Genomic DNA, 15812 nt, shown 5'->3' with positions numbered 1-15812 from the left:
CGCGCCGCCGGACGGTTCAGATTCGGTAGAAGTGCAGGACGTCTCCGGGGAGCAGGTTGCCGTCCACGTCGATGTAGCCGTGCTTCACGAAGTGGTCGTCGTCGACCAGGGTGAAGTCGTCCACGAAGCGGTGGTGCGCACCGAACACGGCGCAGTCCCCGGCGATGCGGAAGTGGCCGTCGACCCAGCCGGGGCTGGTGAACGTGCCGTGGTGTCCCCAGTCGTCGTAGTAGAAACAGGCGAACGACCGGTCGATGTCGCTCCAGCCGAGGAGCCAGGTGGCGACGATGCCCGGTACCGGAATGTGCTGAGTGAGCTCGTAGAACCGGCCATCGGCCACCGGGCGAGTGGCACAGGTCGCGGTTCCGGTGGTCACCGTCTCGGTGGACAGGTTCGTGTATTCGATCCGGAATTCGCCCAGCAGGAACCCGAGTTGCCGCATTTCCTCGGCCACTTCGTTGCGACCCGGGAATACGACCGCACCACTGTCGGCGGGAACGGAATCCCGCACTACCTCGTCCGAGGATGGTATGGGCTGTGCGCTCATGGCCAACTCCAGCTGATAGGGACGCCGCTATTTGCTGATGAGAGGCTATGGACCGGTGATTGCCGGACACAAGCCCGACCGGGGTGGTTAGGGGTGCGGGACCTGCTGATCGGGGTCCGGCCGGACGAACTAGGGGTGTCTGGCGGATCGGTGGGTTATTAGGCTCGCGTGGGCGGGACCGGTTCGCCGTACGGCGCCTTGCGCCTTTCCCCTATTTCTCCCGGGTGCTGCCGAACGCGGCAATTTATTCGAGTGACATTGAGACGGGCGGCGCAACCGGCTGGATCACAACGAGCGGATGGGAGTTCCTGACATGAGTCTGGACGGAAAGCGCGTCGTCGTAATCGGCGGAACGATGGGCATCGGGCTGGGGGCGGCCGTGGCAGCCGCCGAGGCCGGGGCGGCCGTGGTGATCGCCTCCAGCCGCCGCGCCAGTGTGGACCGTGCGTTGGCGACCCTGCCCGAGAGCGCGCAGGGGTACACCGTGGACGTCACGGACGAGAAGGACGTGGAGCGCTTCTTCGGCGAGGTGGGTGCCTTCGACCACCTGGTCTTCACCGCCGGGGACAAGGTGGGGCTCCAACCGCTGAAGGATGTGAACGTCGGGGAGGCGGACGGGATGTTCAGGGTGCGCTTCTGGGGCGCGATGGCCGCCGCCAAGCACGGCAGCCCGTACATCCGGGAAGGCGGTTCGATGGTGTTCACCACCGGCACCAGCGGCCGGCGCCCCTGGATTCCCGTGGGCACCTGCGTAGGGGGTCCGATGTCCGCGGCCATCGAGGCGATGACCCGGTCGCTGGCACTGGAGCTGGCGCCGATCCGGGTCAACAGCGTCGCCGCCGGGGTGGTCAGGACACCGCTGACGACGGAGCAGGACCCCGAGGCGGCGGAGCAGTTCTTCGCCGAGCACGGCAAGTTGCTGCCGGTGGGGCGGGTGGGCGACCCCTCCGACCTGGCCAAGGCGTATGTGTATCTGATGTCCGACGGCTACTGCACCGGCCACATCCTGCTGTCGGACGGCGGGCAGCTGCTGATCTGACTCCCGGCAGGACGGCTCTCACAGCGGAACTCCCGGAGAGCGCACAGGAAAACGAAGCGGTCGCCGGCCCGATACGGGCCGGCGACCGCTTCGCCGTGGTGCGCCGGTCACCAGGTGACCGGCAGCCGCCCGACCTCGGGCAGCCAGCTGGGCGTGGTGTACGCCTCCTCTATGGGGACGGCGAGTCGCAGACCGGGCAGGCGGCGGAAGAGGGTGCCGTAGGCGATTTCGAGGCCGACCTTGGTCAGGTTGGCGCCGAGGCAGTGGTGGATGCCCGTCCCGAACGCCAGATGGCCGCGGGCCGCGCGGCGCACGTCCAGCCGGTCGGGGTCGGGGTATTCGGCCGGGTCGCGGTTGGCGGCGCCGTTGGCCACCACCACGCCCTCGCCCTCGCGGATGAGCTGCCCGCCCACCTCCACGTCCGTCAGCGCGACCCGCGACATCACGTCCAGCGGGCTGATCAGCCGCATCAGCTCGTCGACGGCGCCGGGCAGCAGCTTCGGGTCCTCGCGGACAAGGGCCACCTGGTCGGGGTGCTCCAGGAACAGCCCGACACCGCTGGTCAGCATGGACTGGACCGGCGACTGTCCCGCGATGAAGATCAGGAAGCAGAGGCTGGCGAGTTCGGCCTTGCTGAGCGTGCCGGTGTTCACGTGATTCGCGATCACACGGCTGGTCGGATCGTCGCCGGGATTCTCCTGCTTCATGTCGATGAACCGCAGGAAATACTGCTGGAGCGCGGCCATGCGGTCGCTGACCTCGCCGCCCACCTGTTCGGTGTCGACGACCTTGGTGGCCTTTTCCCGGATGTCCCGGCTGTCCAGCAGCCAGGCCTGCAGCTCGGTGTATTCCATGCCGAGGGCCCAGCAGGTGATGGTGCCCGAGAAGGGCTCGGCGAACATCGCCACCAGATCGGCCGAGTTCCCTTCCGCCATCATGGCGTCGATCAGTTCATCGGCCTTCTTCTGCATCGCCGGGCGCAGCGTCTCCGCGCGACGCAGGGTGAATTCACGCACGACGGCCTTGCGCTGCACGGCATGCTGCGGCGGGTCCATCGTGAACAGCATCGGAAAGGCCCGCGAACCCTCGAACGCCTCGGCGTAGATGGGGTATCCGGGATTCGTGATGTCGGAGCCGAAGCGGGCGTCGCCGAGTATGGCGCGCGCCTGGTCGTAACGGGTGATGAGCCAGACACGTTTCTTGTTGTAGAGCCGTACCGGTGCGGGAGCCCCGGTGGCCCGCATCGAGGGGTATTCCTCGGGGGGCGCATAGGGGCACTGCCGCAGGAGAGGGAAGTCGACCTCGGAAGAAGTGGTGGTTTCGGTCACTGGGCGCATTCCTTCTGTGCGAGGAGAGCCGGTGGGAAGGGAGCGGACGGTGTACGGGAGTTGAGAGCCTGTGTCTGAACCCCCGCCTGCGCCCCGACGCCCGGCACGCACCACCGCAGCAGACAGAGCCCCGCCGCCATGCCCGCGCCGAAGCCGGCCAGCAGCAGCAGCTCGCCGTCGGCCAGCAGGCCCGCCCGGGAGGCCTCGTCCAGGGCCACGGGGACCGAAGCGGCGCCCATGTTCCCGTACTTGACCAGGGGGGTGTGGGTGCGCGCCGCGGTCAGGCCGCAGCGTTGGACCAGTTCACCGAGGAGCACTCCGTTGGCCTGGTGCGGCACGAAGTGGGCCACCTGGTCCAGGGCGGTGCCGGTGCGTGCCAGCAGCGGGCCGATCATCGGGGGGACGTTCTCCATGACGAAGTCGGCGACGCCCCTGCCGCGCATCCGCAGGAAGTGGCCACCGTTCGCGACGGTGTCGGCGGAGGCGGGTACGCGGCTGCCGCCGCCCTCGATCCAGATCAGTTCGTGGACGTCGCCCCGGCCGGACAGTTCGATGTCGAGGATGCCGTACGGCTCGGGCACGGCGCCGACCACGGCGGCACCCGCGCCGTCGCCGAGGAGGACGGCGGTGCCGCGGTCGTCGTAGTCGAGGAACCGCGAGTAGAGGTCGGCGCCGATCACCAGGGCGAGGCTGCCGGGGCGCAGGGCTACCAGGGCCCGGGCGATGTCGAGTGCGTAGACGAAGCCGGCGCAGGCGATGTTGATGTCGAAGCAGGCCGCCCGGTGCGCGCCGAGGTCGTTCTGCACCAGGGAGGAGGTGGGCGGCAGCGGCGCGTCGCCGGTGGAGGTGGCGACGATCAGGTAGTCGATCCGGTCCGCTTCGACGCCGGCCTGTTGGAGGGCGGCGGTGGCGGCGTGCCGGGCCAGGTCGGAGGTGGCCTCCTCCGGTGCCGCGTACCGTCGCCCGTGGATCAGCGTGCGACGGCCGATCCACTCGGCGGTGATGCCGGGGACACGGCGGGCGATCTCCTCGTTGGTGATCTCCTCCTTGGGGAGGTAGGAGCCGGTGCCGAGGATGCCGATGGACCGCGCCGGGGCGACGTGGGTGGTCATGCCGTCACCGCCAGTGCGCCGGGCGCGTCCACGGCGAAGGGGCGCAGCGGGTTGAGCCGCTCGGCGCCGATCCGGTCCCGCAGCACCGGGTCGGTGACGCCGAGACCCGGTTCCGGGGCCAGGCACAACACCCCTACCTTGCCGATGTGTTCGTTGCGCTGCACCAGCCGGGTCGCCTCGCCGACCTCGTGCAGCGGGAAGAGGGTCGACATCACCGGCATGATCCGGCCCTGCCCGAACAGCCGGGCGCACTCCCACTGTTCATGGAGATTGGCGACGTGACTGCCGATCACCTTCTTGAGTTTCATCCACAAGTAGCGGTTGTCGTACCGGTGTTGGTACCCGGTGCTGGAGCCGCACGTGATCACCGTTCCGCCGCGCCGTGCCACGAAGACGGAGATGCCGAAGGTGGCCTGTCCGGCGTGTTCGAAGACGATGTGCGGGTCCTCGCCGGTCTCCCGGCGGATGACCGAGCCCAGCCGTTTCCCGTCGGCTATCGCCTGGTCGAAGTCGTCGCCGTCGCCCTCTCCGATGCCGATCTCCGTGCGGTCGATGACGACGTCGCAGCCGAGGGCGCGCAGTGCCTCGGCCTTGCGGGGCGAGCCGACGACGCCGACCGGGATGCCGCCGCCGCTCTTGACGAACTGCACGGCGTAGGAGCCGACTCCGCCGGTGGCGCCCCAGATCAGCACCACGTCGCCCTGCTTCATCCGGGCGCCGCGGTCCCCGACCAGCATCCGGTAGGAGGTACCGGCGCAGGCCGGCACGCACGCGGCCTCCTCCCAGGTGAGATGGGCGGGCTTGGGGATCAACTGGCCTGCGCGGGCCAGGCAGTAGTGGGCAAGGCCGCCGAAGTTGGTCTCGTAGCCCCAGGCGAGCTGGTGTTCGCCGAGCATGCCGTCGGCCTGGGAGACGGCCTCCTGTTCGTCCACACACGCGGCGTTGACCAGGACGCGGTCGCCCACGCGCCAGCGCCGTACGGCCGCGCCGACCCGGACGATGACACCGGCCGCATCCGACCCGAGGACGTGGTGGGGCTGGTCGTGGCGGGTGGCCCAGCCGCCCTGCTTGCCGTACGCGGCGAGGAACTTGAAGGTCGGCAGGGGTTCGAAGATGGCGGACCAGACGGTGTTGTAGTTGATCGAGCTGGCCATGACGGCGATCAGGACCTCGTCGGGCGCCGGCTCCGGCATCGGTACGGGACCCACCCGCAGCGTCTTGCGCACGTCCTTGTCGACCACGTCCCGAAAGACGTCCACGTCCTCGATCCGGAGATGGGCGGCCGTGAACTCCGCCGGCAGAGCCGCATGTTCCAGTTCCCCCGGACTCGCACCCGCCAGCACCGCATCAGTCACAGAACCCATGACGGCCTTTCCTCGTTCGGCTGTTGGTACGACGACGCTAGGTGAGGCTCCGCCCCCTAACGCCACCCCTCAGATTCCCGCACCCCCCTTGTGTGTCCGTCCCGTGCGGGAGCGTCCGCACGCTCATTCGGCGATAGCGGTCCGTGCCGTCCAGCGGAAGACCGCGACCTCCTCGCCGTCGACCGTCGTGAATTCACCTTGATGGACGAAGTGCTCGTATCCCGCTCCGAAGCGGTGCTTGATCTTCTCCGTCAGAGAGGTCGTGAACTGCATCCTTTCCTCGTCCGGAAGAGAGGAGGGACCGTCACACAAAAGAGCCCTGACATTTACCATGGCGTAAACCTCCGGTAGTCGTGAATTTACCTTCTGGGGTGGGCTGAATTTGGGGGCCGCGGTGGATCTCGCGGCCGAATGGCGCCCGGAACCGCACGCCGAATCCTTTGGCGAGGCGTATCCGTCGCAAGGAAATCTGACAGCCGCCGTCTCCGCCAACCACCCCTATTCGCCTCGGAACACCGCCCGGCGCTGAAAGACAGGGGTCACCCCGCACACAAGCGCCGGCCAGGGCGGGGTCAGGGGGCGGGTTCCGCGCGCGGACGGGCCCGGAGCGAGCGGATCGCTCCGGGCCCGTCGGGGGCTCAGGCCGTTTCCGGGAGTCCCAGTTCGATCTGCAGCGGCAGTTCCTGGCGTGAGGCGATGTCGAGTTTCTTGTAGACCCGGGTGAGGTGCTGCTCGACCGTGCTGACGGTGATGAAGAGCTCGATCGAGATCTCGCGGTTCGTCAGGCCCCGGGCCGCGAGTACGGCCACGCGCCGTTCCGAATCGCTGAGCTTCGTCGCCGGATCCTCCACGTACACGGGGCCGCGCGTGGACCGCCGGGCCGAGCGGCCGCCGAGCCCCAGGGCGACGATCCTTTCCCGGAGGGGACCGGCCCCGCACTCGTCCGCCAGTTGCCGGGCCTTGCGCAGCGTGAGGTCGGCGCGGGCGGACTGATCGAGGTCCTGGTACGCCTCGGCGAGGTCGGCGAGGGACCGGACCAGCTCCCAGGCGTTGCCCGAGGCCTGCAGCTGTTCGGCGGACCGGGTGAGCAGTTCGGGCCGCTCGCGCGCCTCCACGAGCTGTGCGCGTACGCGCAGCCACAGCCCGGCGGACAGCGCTCCGCCCGCGTCGGCGTCGGCCTCGTGCTCGGCCAGCAGTTGTTCGGCCTCGCGGTGGTTGCCCAGCCGCAGCCAGGCCTCCGCCGCGTCCATCCGCCAGGGCGGCCGCGCGGTGAGGGGCAGGCTCCAGCGCTCGGCGCGACGGCCCATGGTCAGGAAGTCCGACAGGGCGAGCTGCGGCCGGCCGACGGCGAGCAGGAAGTGGCCGCGGGCCCTGAGGTACTCCAGCCCGTAGACGCTGCGGAAGAAGGCGTCGGGGAGTGACCGGCCGAGCAGCCGGGCGGCTTCCTCGTACCGCCCGGTCGCGGTGCACACGGTGATCAGCGTCGTGAGTGGTCCCCCGCACAGCCAGTAGCTCGGCACCTCCCCGCCCAGGTCAACGACCTCGCGGGCCAGTGTCTCCGCGTCCACCAGCCTGCCCCGGGTGAGCGCGATCTCGGCCCGGACCGCGATCAGGAGCTGTCGCCATCCCTCGACGCCGCGCTCGGCCGCCTCCCGCAGGAAGTGCCCGCACCACGCGTCCGCCAGGTCCGGCCGGCCCATGACCATCAGATGGCGCAGCTCGGGCACGATCAGCGCGAGGGTGGTGTCGCCGAGCACCGAACTCCGCAGCTGCTCCTCGATCTCGTGCACCTCACGGATCCGGACATGATGCCGGTCCAGGCAGAAGTTGAACCTGGACTCGTCGGCGAACACTCCGCCACCGCCGTGCACCTCCCCGGACGCGGCCTCTTCGTACGGCAGCCGCACGGACCAGGCGTCCGGTATGCCCGGGGTGACGCAGAAGAGCCAGGGCCAGCCGTCGCTGAAACAGTCCTGGTGAAGGCCGCCCGATGGAACGTCGGCGGCCTGTGGGGTGATGGCGCGCAGCAGTGCCGTTCCCTCTTCCAGCCGGCCGCAGCCGAACAGCAGCCGCGCCTTCAGTACGGTCCCCGCGCAGCAGGGGTCCGACCCGTACGCGCACTCGGCCGTGACCGCGCACTCCAGGTATTGCTGTTCGGCCTGCCAGGGCTCGGTCCGCATCATCACGACGGAACGTTTCAGCATGAGGTGCGCCTGCTCCCAGCAGTCGGTCGAGGCAGCGTGCGCCAGCGCCAGGCAGGCATCCGCGAAGGACGCGTCGTCCGCCTCCAGCGCCTCGTCGGCGGCCCGTTGCAGGGTGGCCATCTGCCAGGGCTCGGCCACCACGCCGATCTCGAGCAGATAACGGGCCGTCGCGCGCGCGCCGTTGCCGCGGTTGCGCAGCAGTTCCGCCACGCGGAGCAGCGCCTCGGCACGCCGGCCGGATCCCGCGTGCTCCAGTACCGCCGACTCGATCACCGGATGCCGCAGCCGCCAGGAATCGACCAGTCCGGCCATGTGCAGCAGGTTCTCGCCACGTGTCACCTCTGCCGGGTCGAGACCCGACACGGCGGCCAGGCTCTGCGGGTCGGAGAACTCGCGCAGCGCGGCCATGCCCATGGCCACCGAGACGGCCAGCGCCCCACTGCCGCGTACACAGTCCACCGCCGCTTGGGCGAACAGTCCACCCGCGCCGGGCCACGCCCCGCCACGGCCTGACCGGCCGCTTGCGCCCAGTTCCTCGGAGAGTGCGCGTACGAGCAGCGGATTGCCGCCGCTCACCGCGTGCAGTTCGTCCGCCGGGACGTCTTCGACCGGCCCACCGTGGAATCGCGCCCAGAGCTCGCCGGCCTGTTCTCGCGCCAGCGGGTCGAGCCTGATCCGGTGGAGGTTGGGCTGCCGCAGTAGGTCGCAGTGAACTTCGGGGTCGTGGGAGCCACCGAACGGCAGGAGGGTGAGGACCAGCATCACGGGGCTGTTGCGCAGCCGGCGCCGGGTGGCCTCCAGCAGCCAGTGCCAGCTCGCCTCGTCACGGCCCTGCGGGTCGTCGAGGCAGATGACCACGGGCGACAGCTCGGCCAGTGCCGCGAGTCTGTCACCGAACTCCTGGAATTCCGCGGAACCTGTCGGGGCGCTGTGATCGGTCCGGGAGCCCGGGGGGCAACCGGCGTCGCCGGCGGCCAGAACGACCGCTCCCGCCTCCGCGGCCTGCTGGGCGAAGCCTTCCACGAGGTCGGTCTTTCCGCAGCCGGCCCCACCTTCCAGTATCACGGTCATGGCCCTGCCACGTTCACACTCGGCGAGCAGAGATCTCATGAGTCGCAGCTTGTCGTCCCGTCCGGAAAGCAACATCTCTGGAACCCCAATCCTATCCCGCCCTTGTTCTGCGGACCCTGCGGGATTACCGCAGAATTCCCGCAGGGAACGTCCAACGCACCGCGAACGAGGCCCAATTCGCTTACGGCCGCAGACATCCTTGCGCTAAAGGCGTGTCAGACTTCTGCACAGTTGGAGCTAAAAACCCCGGCCGCATCCGCACGGTAACTCCCGGAAAAATTACCGATCCCGTCAACGCCGGGTCCACCACGGTTGACCTCCATTCAACAATTCGGGTGACATGCGTCACTTTTAACCGAACCCTCGCTTCGCGACCAACATAGCCAACGCGCCACAACCATGGAAGGGGACATTCCGGGACGTGAGGGATCGGGGGGCTGAAATATTTCATTAACGTTCAGCCTGGTGAATAACTACGCGTCAGTATTTCGGTCGGACGAAAGAGTTCTGGCCATTTCCACCAGCTCCGCCACGTCCATGGCCCCGATCTCACCGCTCTCGGCGGCCTGCGTCCCGACGGTCACTTCGCCCGGTGCGGGGGTGGGGACGGGAACGCCGTTCGCGAGTGCCAGCAACCGGTCCAGCAACCCGCTTTCGCGCAGCCGTGCCAACGGAACGGACAGGATGAGGCTACGGATCTCGGCTTCCTTCTCGTTGCCGCCGGCCGGACCGGACGCCTCGTCGGCGGCCGGCAGGAGTGCGCCTCCCACGTGATCGGCGAGGGCGTCCAGCCTCGGGTGGTCGAAGACCAGCGTGGCCGGAAACCGCAGTCCGGTGGTGGCGTTGAGCCGGTTGCGCAGTTCGACGGCGGTGAGTGAGTCGAATCCCATCTCGCGGAACGACCGTTCCGTGTCCACCAGTGCCGGAGTCGCATGGCCCAGGACGGCGGCGACCTGGTTGCGGACGAGGCCGAGCAGCACGCTCCTGCGCCGCTCCGCGGGCATGGCGGCCAGGCGCCTGCGCAGCACGTCCTGGGGCTCTGGCGTCTCCTGGGTAGCCCGGCGCCGCGCGGGGGCCCTGGACGACGGGCCGAGGAAGGCATGGAGCACGGGAGGCAGTGGCTCACGCGCATGGCGTGCCCGCAGGGCCGCCGTGTCCAGCGGTGCCGCCACCACGGCGGGGGCGGCGGTCCGGCCGAGCAGCGCGTCGTCGAACAGGGCGAGTGCCTCGTCGGTCGGCAGGGCCCGGAATCCGCCGGAGCGCAGCCGCTGGTGATCGGCGGCGCCCAGGTGGGCCGTCAGAGCGCTGGCCTGTTCCCAGAGTCCCCAGCCGACCGACACCGCGGGCAGGCCCAGCGCCCGCCGCCGGTGGGCGAACGAGTCGAGGAACGCGTTGGCGGCCGCGTAGTTGGCCTGGCCGGGCGATCCGAGTGCGGCGGCGGCCGAGGAGAAGAACACGAGCTGCCGCACGTCCGGGTGCAGGTCGGTGAGCCGGTGCAGATTCCAGGCTCCTCGCGCCTTGGGCCGGAGTACGCCGGTGAGCCGGTCAGGGGTCAGGGAGCCGATGGCGCCGTCGTCGGTGGTGCCCCCGCAGTGCACGATGCCGGCCAGCCGCTGTCCGAGGGCCGTGACGGCTTCGTGCAGTCGGGCCGGCGCATCGGGATCTCCGATGTCGCCGGCCACGACCGCTACGTCGGCGCCCGCGGTGGCGAGTTCGACGCGCAACGCATCGGCCGCGGCTGATTCCGGGCCGGTGCGGGACAGGAGGAGCAGATGACGTGCTCCGTGGCGGGTGACGAGGTGCCGGGCTACCAGGGCGCCCAGGGTGCCGGTGCCGCCGGTGACGAGCACCGTCTCGCCGGGCGCGAATCCCGCCGGTGGCAGCACCAGGACGGCCTTGCCGACCAGGGATGCCTGGGCGAGCGCCCGGAACGCCTCCGGGGCTCGGCGGACGTCCCACACGGTGGCCGGGGGCGGGGTGAGCACGCCCTCGGTGAACAGGACCCCCAGTTCGCGCAAGATCTCCTGGATTCGCCGCGGTCCGGGGTCCGCCAGGTCGAAGGGCCGGTACGCGACTCCGGGATGGTCCGCCTCGATCTGCCGGGGGTCCCGCAGATCGGTCTTGCCCATCTCGACGAACCGGCCGCCCCGTGGCAGCAGGCGCAGCGAGGCGTCGGTGAACTCACCCGCCAGGCAGTTCAGTACGACGTCCATGCCCCGGCCGCCGGTGGCGTCGAGGAACGTGTCGTGGAAGTCGAGCGTGCGCGAGTCCGCGATGTGCGCGTCGTCGAGTCCGGCCGCGCGCAGCGCGTCCCACTTGGGCCGGGAAGCGGTCGCGTACACCTCGGCGCCCAGATGCCGGGCGAGTTGCACGGCGGCGGATCCGACCCCGCCGGCCCCGGCGTGGATCAGGACCCGCTGACCGGGGCGCAGTCCGCCCAGGTCGACCAGACCGTGGTAGGCGGTGAGGAACGCGACGGTGGCCGACGCGCCCTGGACATCGCTCCATGCGTCGGGCACCGGGGCCAGCAGTCGGGCGTCGGCGGTCGACTGGGGCGCGAAGGGGGTGTCGAGGGTGCCCATGACGCGGTCGCCCGGCGCCGGCCACTCGACGCCCGGCCCCACCTCGGTCACCACCGCACACCCTTCGCTCCCGAGTTCGGCCCGGTCCGGGTACATGCCGAGGGCGATGAGCGTGTCGCGGAAGTTCAGCCCGGCAGCCCTGACGGCGACGCGCACCTGCCCCCGGGCCGGTTCGCCGGTGCCCGCCGTTTCGGGCACCAGGGCGAGGTTGCCGAACGAGCCGGGCTCGGTGACATCGAGCCGCCAGTGGTCGCAGCCGGCCGGCTCGGCCAGCACGCCCGGCTCCTCCGCGGCCCGGACCAGCCGCCGCCCGTGGACCTTGCCGCCGCGCACCGCCACCTCGGGTTCCGCGCTGGCCAGTGCCGTGTCGAGTACGGCGGGGGTCGGCGGCCCCTCGTCGGCCCCGATGTCGACCAGGACCACGCGCCCCGGCTCTTCGGCCTGGGCCGACCGGAGCAGGCCGACCAGCGCCGCGTGGGCCGTCCCGGTGGCGTCGGCCGGGGTGTCCGGCACTGGCGCGGCGCCACGCGTGACGACCACCAGCGGCAGGTCGGCGGGCCTGGTGCCGCCGAGCCACTCCCGCAGCAGGTCCAGCCCCCAGAGCGTGGCCTTCTCGGCGGCCGCGGCCGGATCGTCGTCGTGAACGAGGACAGGGCAGCGGGCGACCACGGCGGACGGGACCGGGGCGCCCGCGCCGAGTGAGGCATCCAGCTCCGCGACAGTGGCGAAGTCCCGCAGACCGTCCAAGGCGTCCGGACCGATCGACACATAGGTGCCGGCGGTGCAAGCCGGGACGGCGAGCTCGGGCCAGGCGACGTGCAGCAGCGCGTCCGCGCTCGCGGGAGTCGCCGCGGACAGCTGGTCGGGAGACACCCGCCGGAAGGCCAGTTCGTCCACGGCGAGGACGGGAGCACCGATCGCGTCCACGGCGTGCAGGGACAGCCCGTCGGTACCGGCCGGTGCGAGCCGGACCCGCAGGGAGGTGGCCCCGGTCGCGTACACCGTGACACCCGACCAGGAGAACGGCAGCCGCGCGCCGCCGTCCAGCGTGCCGGGCAGCAGACCGGCACCGTGCAGGGACGCGTCGAGGAGCGCGGGATGCACCAGGAAGCCATCGCCACCCGGTCCTCGTCCGGCTTCTGAGCCCGGTCCGCCTGCCGATACCGCCCCGGCCGCCGATCCTGGTCCGGCTGCCGATCCTGGTCCGGCTGCCGTTTCGATCTCGGCGAACACCTCGTCGCCGCGCCGCCAGGCGGCACGCAGCCCGCGGAAGGCGGGCCCGTATCCGAATCCGGCGGTCGCCATCTTCTCGTAGACGCCGTCCAGTTCGACGGGTTCCGCACCGACCGGTGGCCACGCGCCGAGATCGAACTCGGGCTGTGGTGCGCCGCCGAGCAGAGCGGTGCCGTGGCGGGTCCACTCCGCGCCTTCCGACTCCTCCGGACGGGAGAAGAAACGCACGGCCCGCTGCCCTTGCCCGTCCGGCTCGTCCACCACGACCTGGAACCGGACGGGCTCGGTGTCGGGGAGCAACAGAGGGGCTTCCAGTACGAGTTCGTCGACCCGGGGGGTCCCCAGCCGCTCCCCCATCCACAGAGCCAGCTCCACGAAGGCCGCGCCGGGCAGCAGCGGGGTGCCGAACACTGCGTGATCGGCCGTCCAGGGCTGGTCCTTCAGCGAGAGCCGGCCGGTGAACACGGCGCGGTCGTCATCGGCCAGCTCCACGGTGGCACCGAGCAAGGGGTGCCCGGCTCGGCCGAGCCCGGCGAGAGCCGCGTCGCCGAACCGCGCACCGGGCATCTGGGTCCAGTAGCGGTGGTGTTGGAAGGCGTAGGTGGGCAGATCCACCGGCCGGGCACCACTCCCGGCGAACCACTCCCGCCAGTCGACCGCGGCCCCGTGCACATGCGCCTCGCCCAGCGACAACAACAGCCGCTCCAAGCCGCCCTCACCGCGCCGCAGGGTGCCGGTCACCGCCACCTCCCGTCCCGCCGCCTCCGCGGTCTCCTGCACCGCGGACGTCAATACCGGATGCGGACTGATCTCCACAAACACCCGGTGTCCGGCCTCGACCAGACCGGTGACAGTGGGTTCGAGGCGGACGGTGGACCGTAGATTCCGGTACCAGTACCCGGCGTCCAGGACCGTCGTGTCGAACCGGTCCGCGGTGACCGTGGAATAGAAGGGGACGCGGGCAGCGCAGGGCACCAAGTCGCCGAGTACATCGAGGAGTTCGCCGCGAATCTCCTCCACCTGGACGGAGTGCGAGGCGTAATCCACCTCGACCCGCCGAGCCCGCGCCCCCTGCCCGACAGCCTCGGCGACCACCTCATCGACATCGGCGGGGGCGCCCGCGACGACCACCGACGACGGGCCATTGACGGCGGCCACCTCCACCCGGCCGTCCACCACCGCGACTAGCGCACGCACGGCATCGACCGGCAACTGCACCGAGGCCATCGCGCCCTGCCCGGACAGCGCCAGGATCGCCCGCGAGCGCAGCGCGACCACCCTCGCGCCGTCCTCCAACGACAGCGCCCCAGCCACGACGGCTGCGGCGATCTCCCCCTGCGAGTGGCCGACCACGGCGGCCGGCTCCACCCCGTACGAGCGCCACACCTCGGCAAGGCACACCATCACCGCCCACAACACCGGCTGCACCACGTCCACCCGGTCCAACTCCCCGCCCCCGCGCAGGACTTCGGTCAGCGACCAGTCCACGAACGCGGACAGAGCCTGCTCACACTCGGCCATCCGCGCCGCGAATACCGGCGAGGACTCCAGCAGTTCCACCGCCATCCCCACCCACTGCGAGCCCTGGCCGGGAAACACGAACACCACACCGCCCTCCCCCGCCCGGCCAGACACCACCCCCGCATCCGGCCGACCCTCCGCCACCGCCGACAACCCCCGCAACAACCCCTCACGCCCTGCACCCACCACCACCGCCCGATGCCCGAACACCGCACGCGACACCGCCGATGAGAGACCGATGTCCTGCGGGCGGGCGTCAGGGCGGTCCGCGACATGGGTGAGGAGCTTCGCCGCCTGGGCTTGAAGGGCGGCCTCGCTGCGTGCGGAGAGCAGCCACGGGAGCGGCTGTTCGGCGGTGCCGCCCGTCGGCGGGGCGTCCTGGTCGCCCTGTTCGAGAATGATGTGAGCGTTGGTGCCGCTGATGCCGAACGACGAGACGGCCGCCCGCCGCGGACGTCCCGTCTCCGGCCATTCCCGCGCCTCGGTCAGCAACTCCACCGCACCCGCCGACCAGTCCACCTGCCGCGTGGGTTCGTCCACGTGCAGGGTGCGGGGCAGCACCCCGTGCCGCAGCGCCATCACGGTCTTGATCACACCGCCGACGCCGGCCGCGGCCACGGTGTGACCGATGTTGGACTTGATGGAGCCGACGAACAGCGGCCGGCCGTCGGGCCGCCCCTGGCCGTACGTCGCCAGCAGCGCCTGCGCCTCGATCGGATCGCCCAGCCGGGTTCCCGTTCCATGTGCCTCGACCGCGTCCACGTCCGTCGGCGCGAGGCCCGCGCTCGCCAGCGCGTCCCGGATCACCCGCTGCTGGGAAGGGCCGTTGGGGGCGGTCATGCCGTTGGAGGCACCGTCCTGGTTCACGGCGGAGGCACGGACGACCGCCAGCACCGGGTGGCCGTTGCGGCGGGCGTCCGACAGGCGCTCCACCATCAGCACGCCCACGCCCTCGCCCCACCCGGTGCCGTCCGCCGCGTCCGCGAACGCCTTGCACCGGCCGTCCGACGCCAGACCGCCCTGCCGGGCGAACTCCGGAAAGATGCCCGGGGTCGACATCACCGTCACGCCGCCCGCGAGCGCGAGGTCGCACTCGCCGGATCGCAGTGCCTGCACGGCGAGATGGAGAGCGACGAGGGAGGAGGAGCAGGCCGTGTCGACGGTCAGCGCCGGGCCCTCAAGACCGAGGGTGTACGCCACTCGCCCGGACATGACACTGCTGGTCATGCCGGTGAGCGACGGGTTCTCCTCGGAGTCCCCGCCCATGGCGAGCAGTCCGACGAAGTCCTCCGCTCCGCCGCCGAAGAAGACTCCCGTGCGGGTGCCGCGCAGCGCCGACGGGGCGATACCGGCCCGCTCCACCGCCTCCCACGACACCTCGAGAAGCAGCCGCTGCTGCGGATCCATCGCCAGCGCCTCACGCGGCGAGACACCGAAGAACTCCGCGTCGAACCCTGCGGGGTCCCGCAGGAATCCGCCTTCCAGGGTCACCGAGGAAGCGAGGCCGGCGGCCTCCTCGTACAGCTCGTCGACCGGCCAGCCCCGGTCCTCGGGGAATCCGGAGATCGCGTCGATCCCGTCGGCCACCATGCGCCACAGGTCGTCGGGGCCCGCGACTCCGCCCGGGAACCGGCAGGCCATGCCGGTGACGGCGATGGGCTCCCGGGCCCTGTCCTCCGTCTCCCGCAGCCGCTCGCGCAGTTCCCGGGCCTCGGCGATGGCCCTCTTGAGGTAGTCGCGGAGCTTGCTCTCCATGGCTGTACCGGGCGTGGCGGATGTGCTGGGCATGCGTACGTCACTTCCTCGTGGGG

The 15812-nt window shown here is 70.8% G+C and carries 8 protein-coding genes; 1 reads left to right on the top strand and 7 read right to left on the bottom strand.

The features are described from left to right. Window positions 1-16: 16 nt before the first annotated feature. Window positions 17-547: an NlmOI gene (locus AB0I18_RS18220; protein ID WP_363106504.1), complete on the bottom strand. Its 531-nt coding sequence runs from the start codon at window positions 545-547 to the stop codon at window positions 17-19. A gap of 313 nt (window positions 548-860) precedes the next feature. Here AB0I18_RS18220 and AB0I18_RS18215 point away from each other — a divergent pair, with 313 nt between their 5' ends. Continuing rightward, the gene (locus tag AB0I18_RS18215) at window positions 861-1586 is read left to right on the top strand and encodes an SDR family oxidoreductase (protein ID WP_363106503.1); all 726 of its coding nucleotides are present in this window, start codon (window positions 861-863) and stop codon (window positions 1584-1586) included. Window positions 1587-1693: 107 nt separating this feature from the next. On the opposite strand, the gene AB0I18_RS18210 is transcribed toward AB0I18_RS18215, so the two are convergent. The 6 genes from AB0I18_RS18210 to AB0I18_RS18185 all read right to left on the bottom strand — a co-directional run bounded on the left by AB0I18_RS18210 (window position 1694) and on the right by AB0I18_RS18185 (window position 15789). After that, on the bottom strand, window positions 1694-2923 hold the full coding sequence (locus tag AB0I18_RS18210) for a cytochrome P450 (protein WP_363106502.1): 1230 nt from the start codon (window positions 2921-2923) through the stop codon (window positions 1694-1696). Beyond that, entirely contained in the window at window positions 2911-4026 is a 1116-nt protein-coding gene (locus tag AB0I18_RS18205) for a ketoacyl-ACP synthase III (RefSeq protein ID WP_363106501.1), read from the bottom strand. The genes AB0I18_RS18210 and AB0I18_RS18205 overlap by 13 nt, the downstream gene beginning before the upstream one ends. Further along, window positions 4023-5390, bottom strand: a complete 1368-nt coding sequence (gene ccrA, locus AB0I18_RS18200) for a crotonyl-CoA carboxylase/reductase (protein WP_363106500.1) — start codon at window positions 5388-5390, stop codon at window positions 4023-4025. The genes AB0I18_RS18205 and ccrA overlap by 4 nt, the downstream gene beginning before the upstream one ends. A gap of 123 nt (window positions 5391-5513) precedes the next feature. After that, window positions 5514-5723, bottom strand: coding sequence for a DUF5988 family protein (locus AB0I18_RS18195; RefSeq protein ID WP_363106499.1), 210 nt, complete (start codon window positions 5721-5723; stop codon window positions 5514-5516). Window positions 5724-6028: 305 nt separating this feature from the next. After that, on the bottom strand, window positions 6029-8665 hold the full coding sequence (locus AB0I18_RS18190; RefSeq protein WP_363106498.1) for a LuxR C-terminal-related transcriptional regulator: 2637 nt from the start codon (window positions 8663-8665) through the stop codon (window positions 6029-6031). Between the two features lie 473 nt (window positions 8666-9138). After that, window positions 9139-15789, bottom strand: coding sequence for a type I polyketide synthase (locus AB0I18_RS18185; protein WP_363106497.1), 6651 nt, complete (start codon window positions 15787-15789; stop codon window positions 9139-9141). Window positions 15790-15812 lie beyond the last annotated feature (23 nt).

The organism is Streptomyces sp. NPDC050704, assembly GCF_040654355.1.
Taxonomy (GTDB): Bacteria; Actinomycetota; Actinomycetes; order Streptomycetales; family Streptomycetaceae; genus Streptomyces.
The sequence above is the reverse complement of the archived record's forward strand: the minus strand, read 5'-3'. Positions and strand labels throughout refer to the sequence as shown.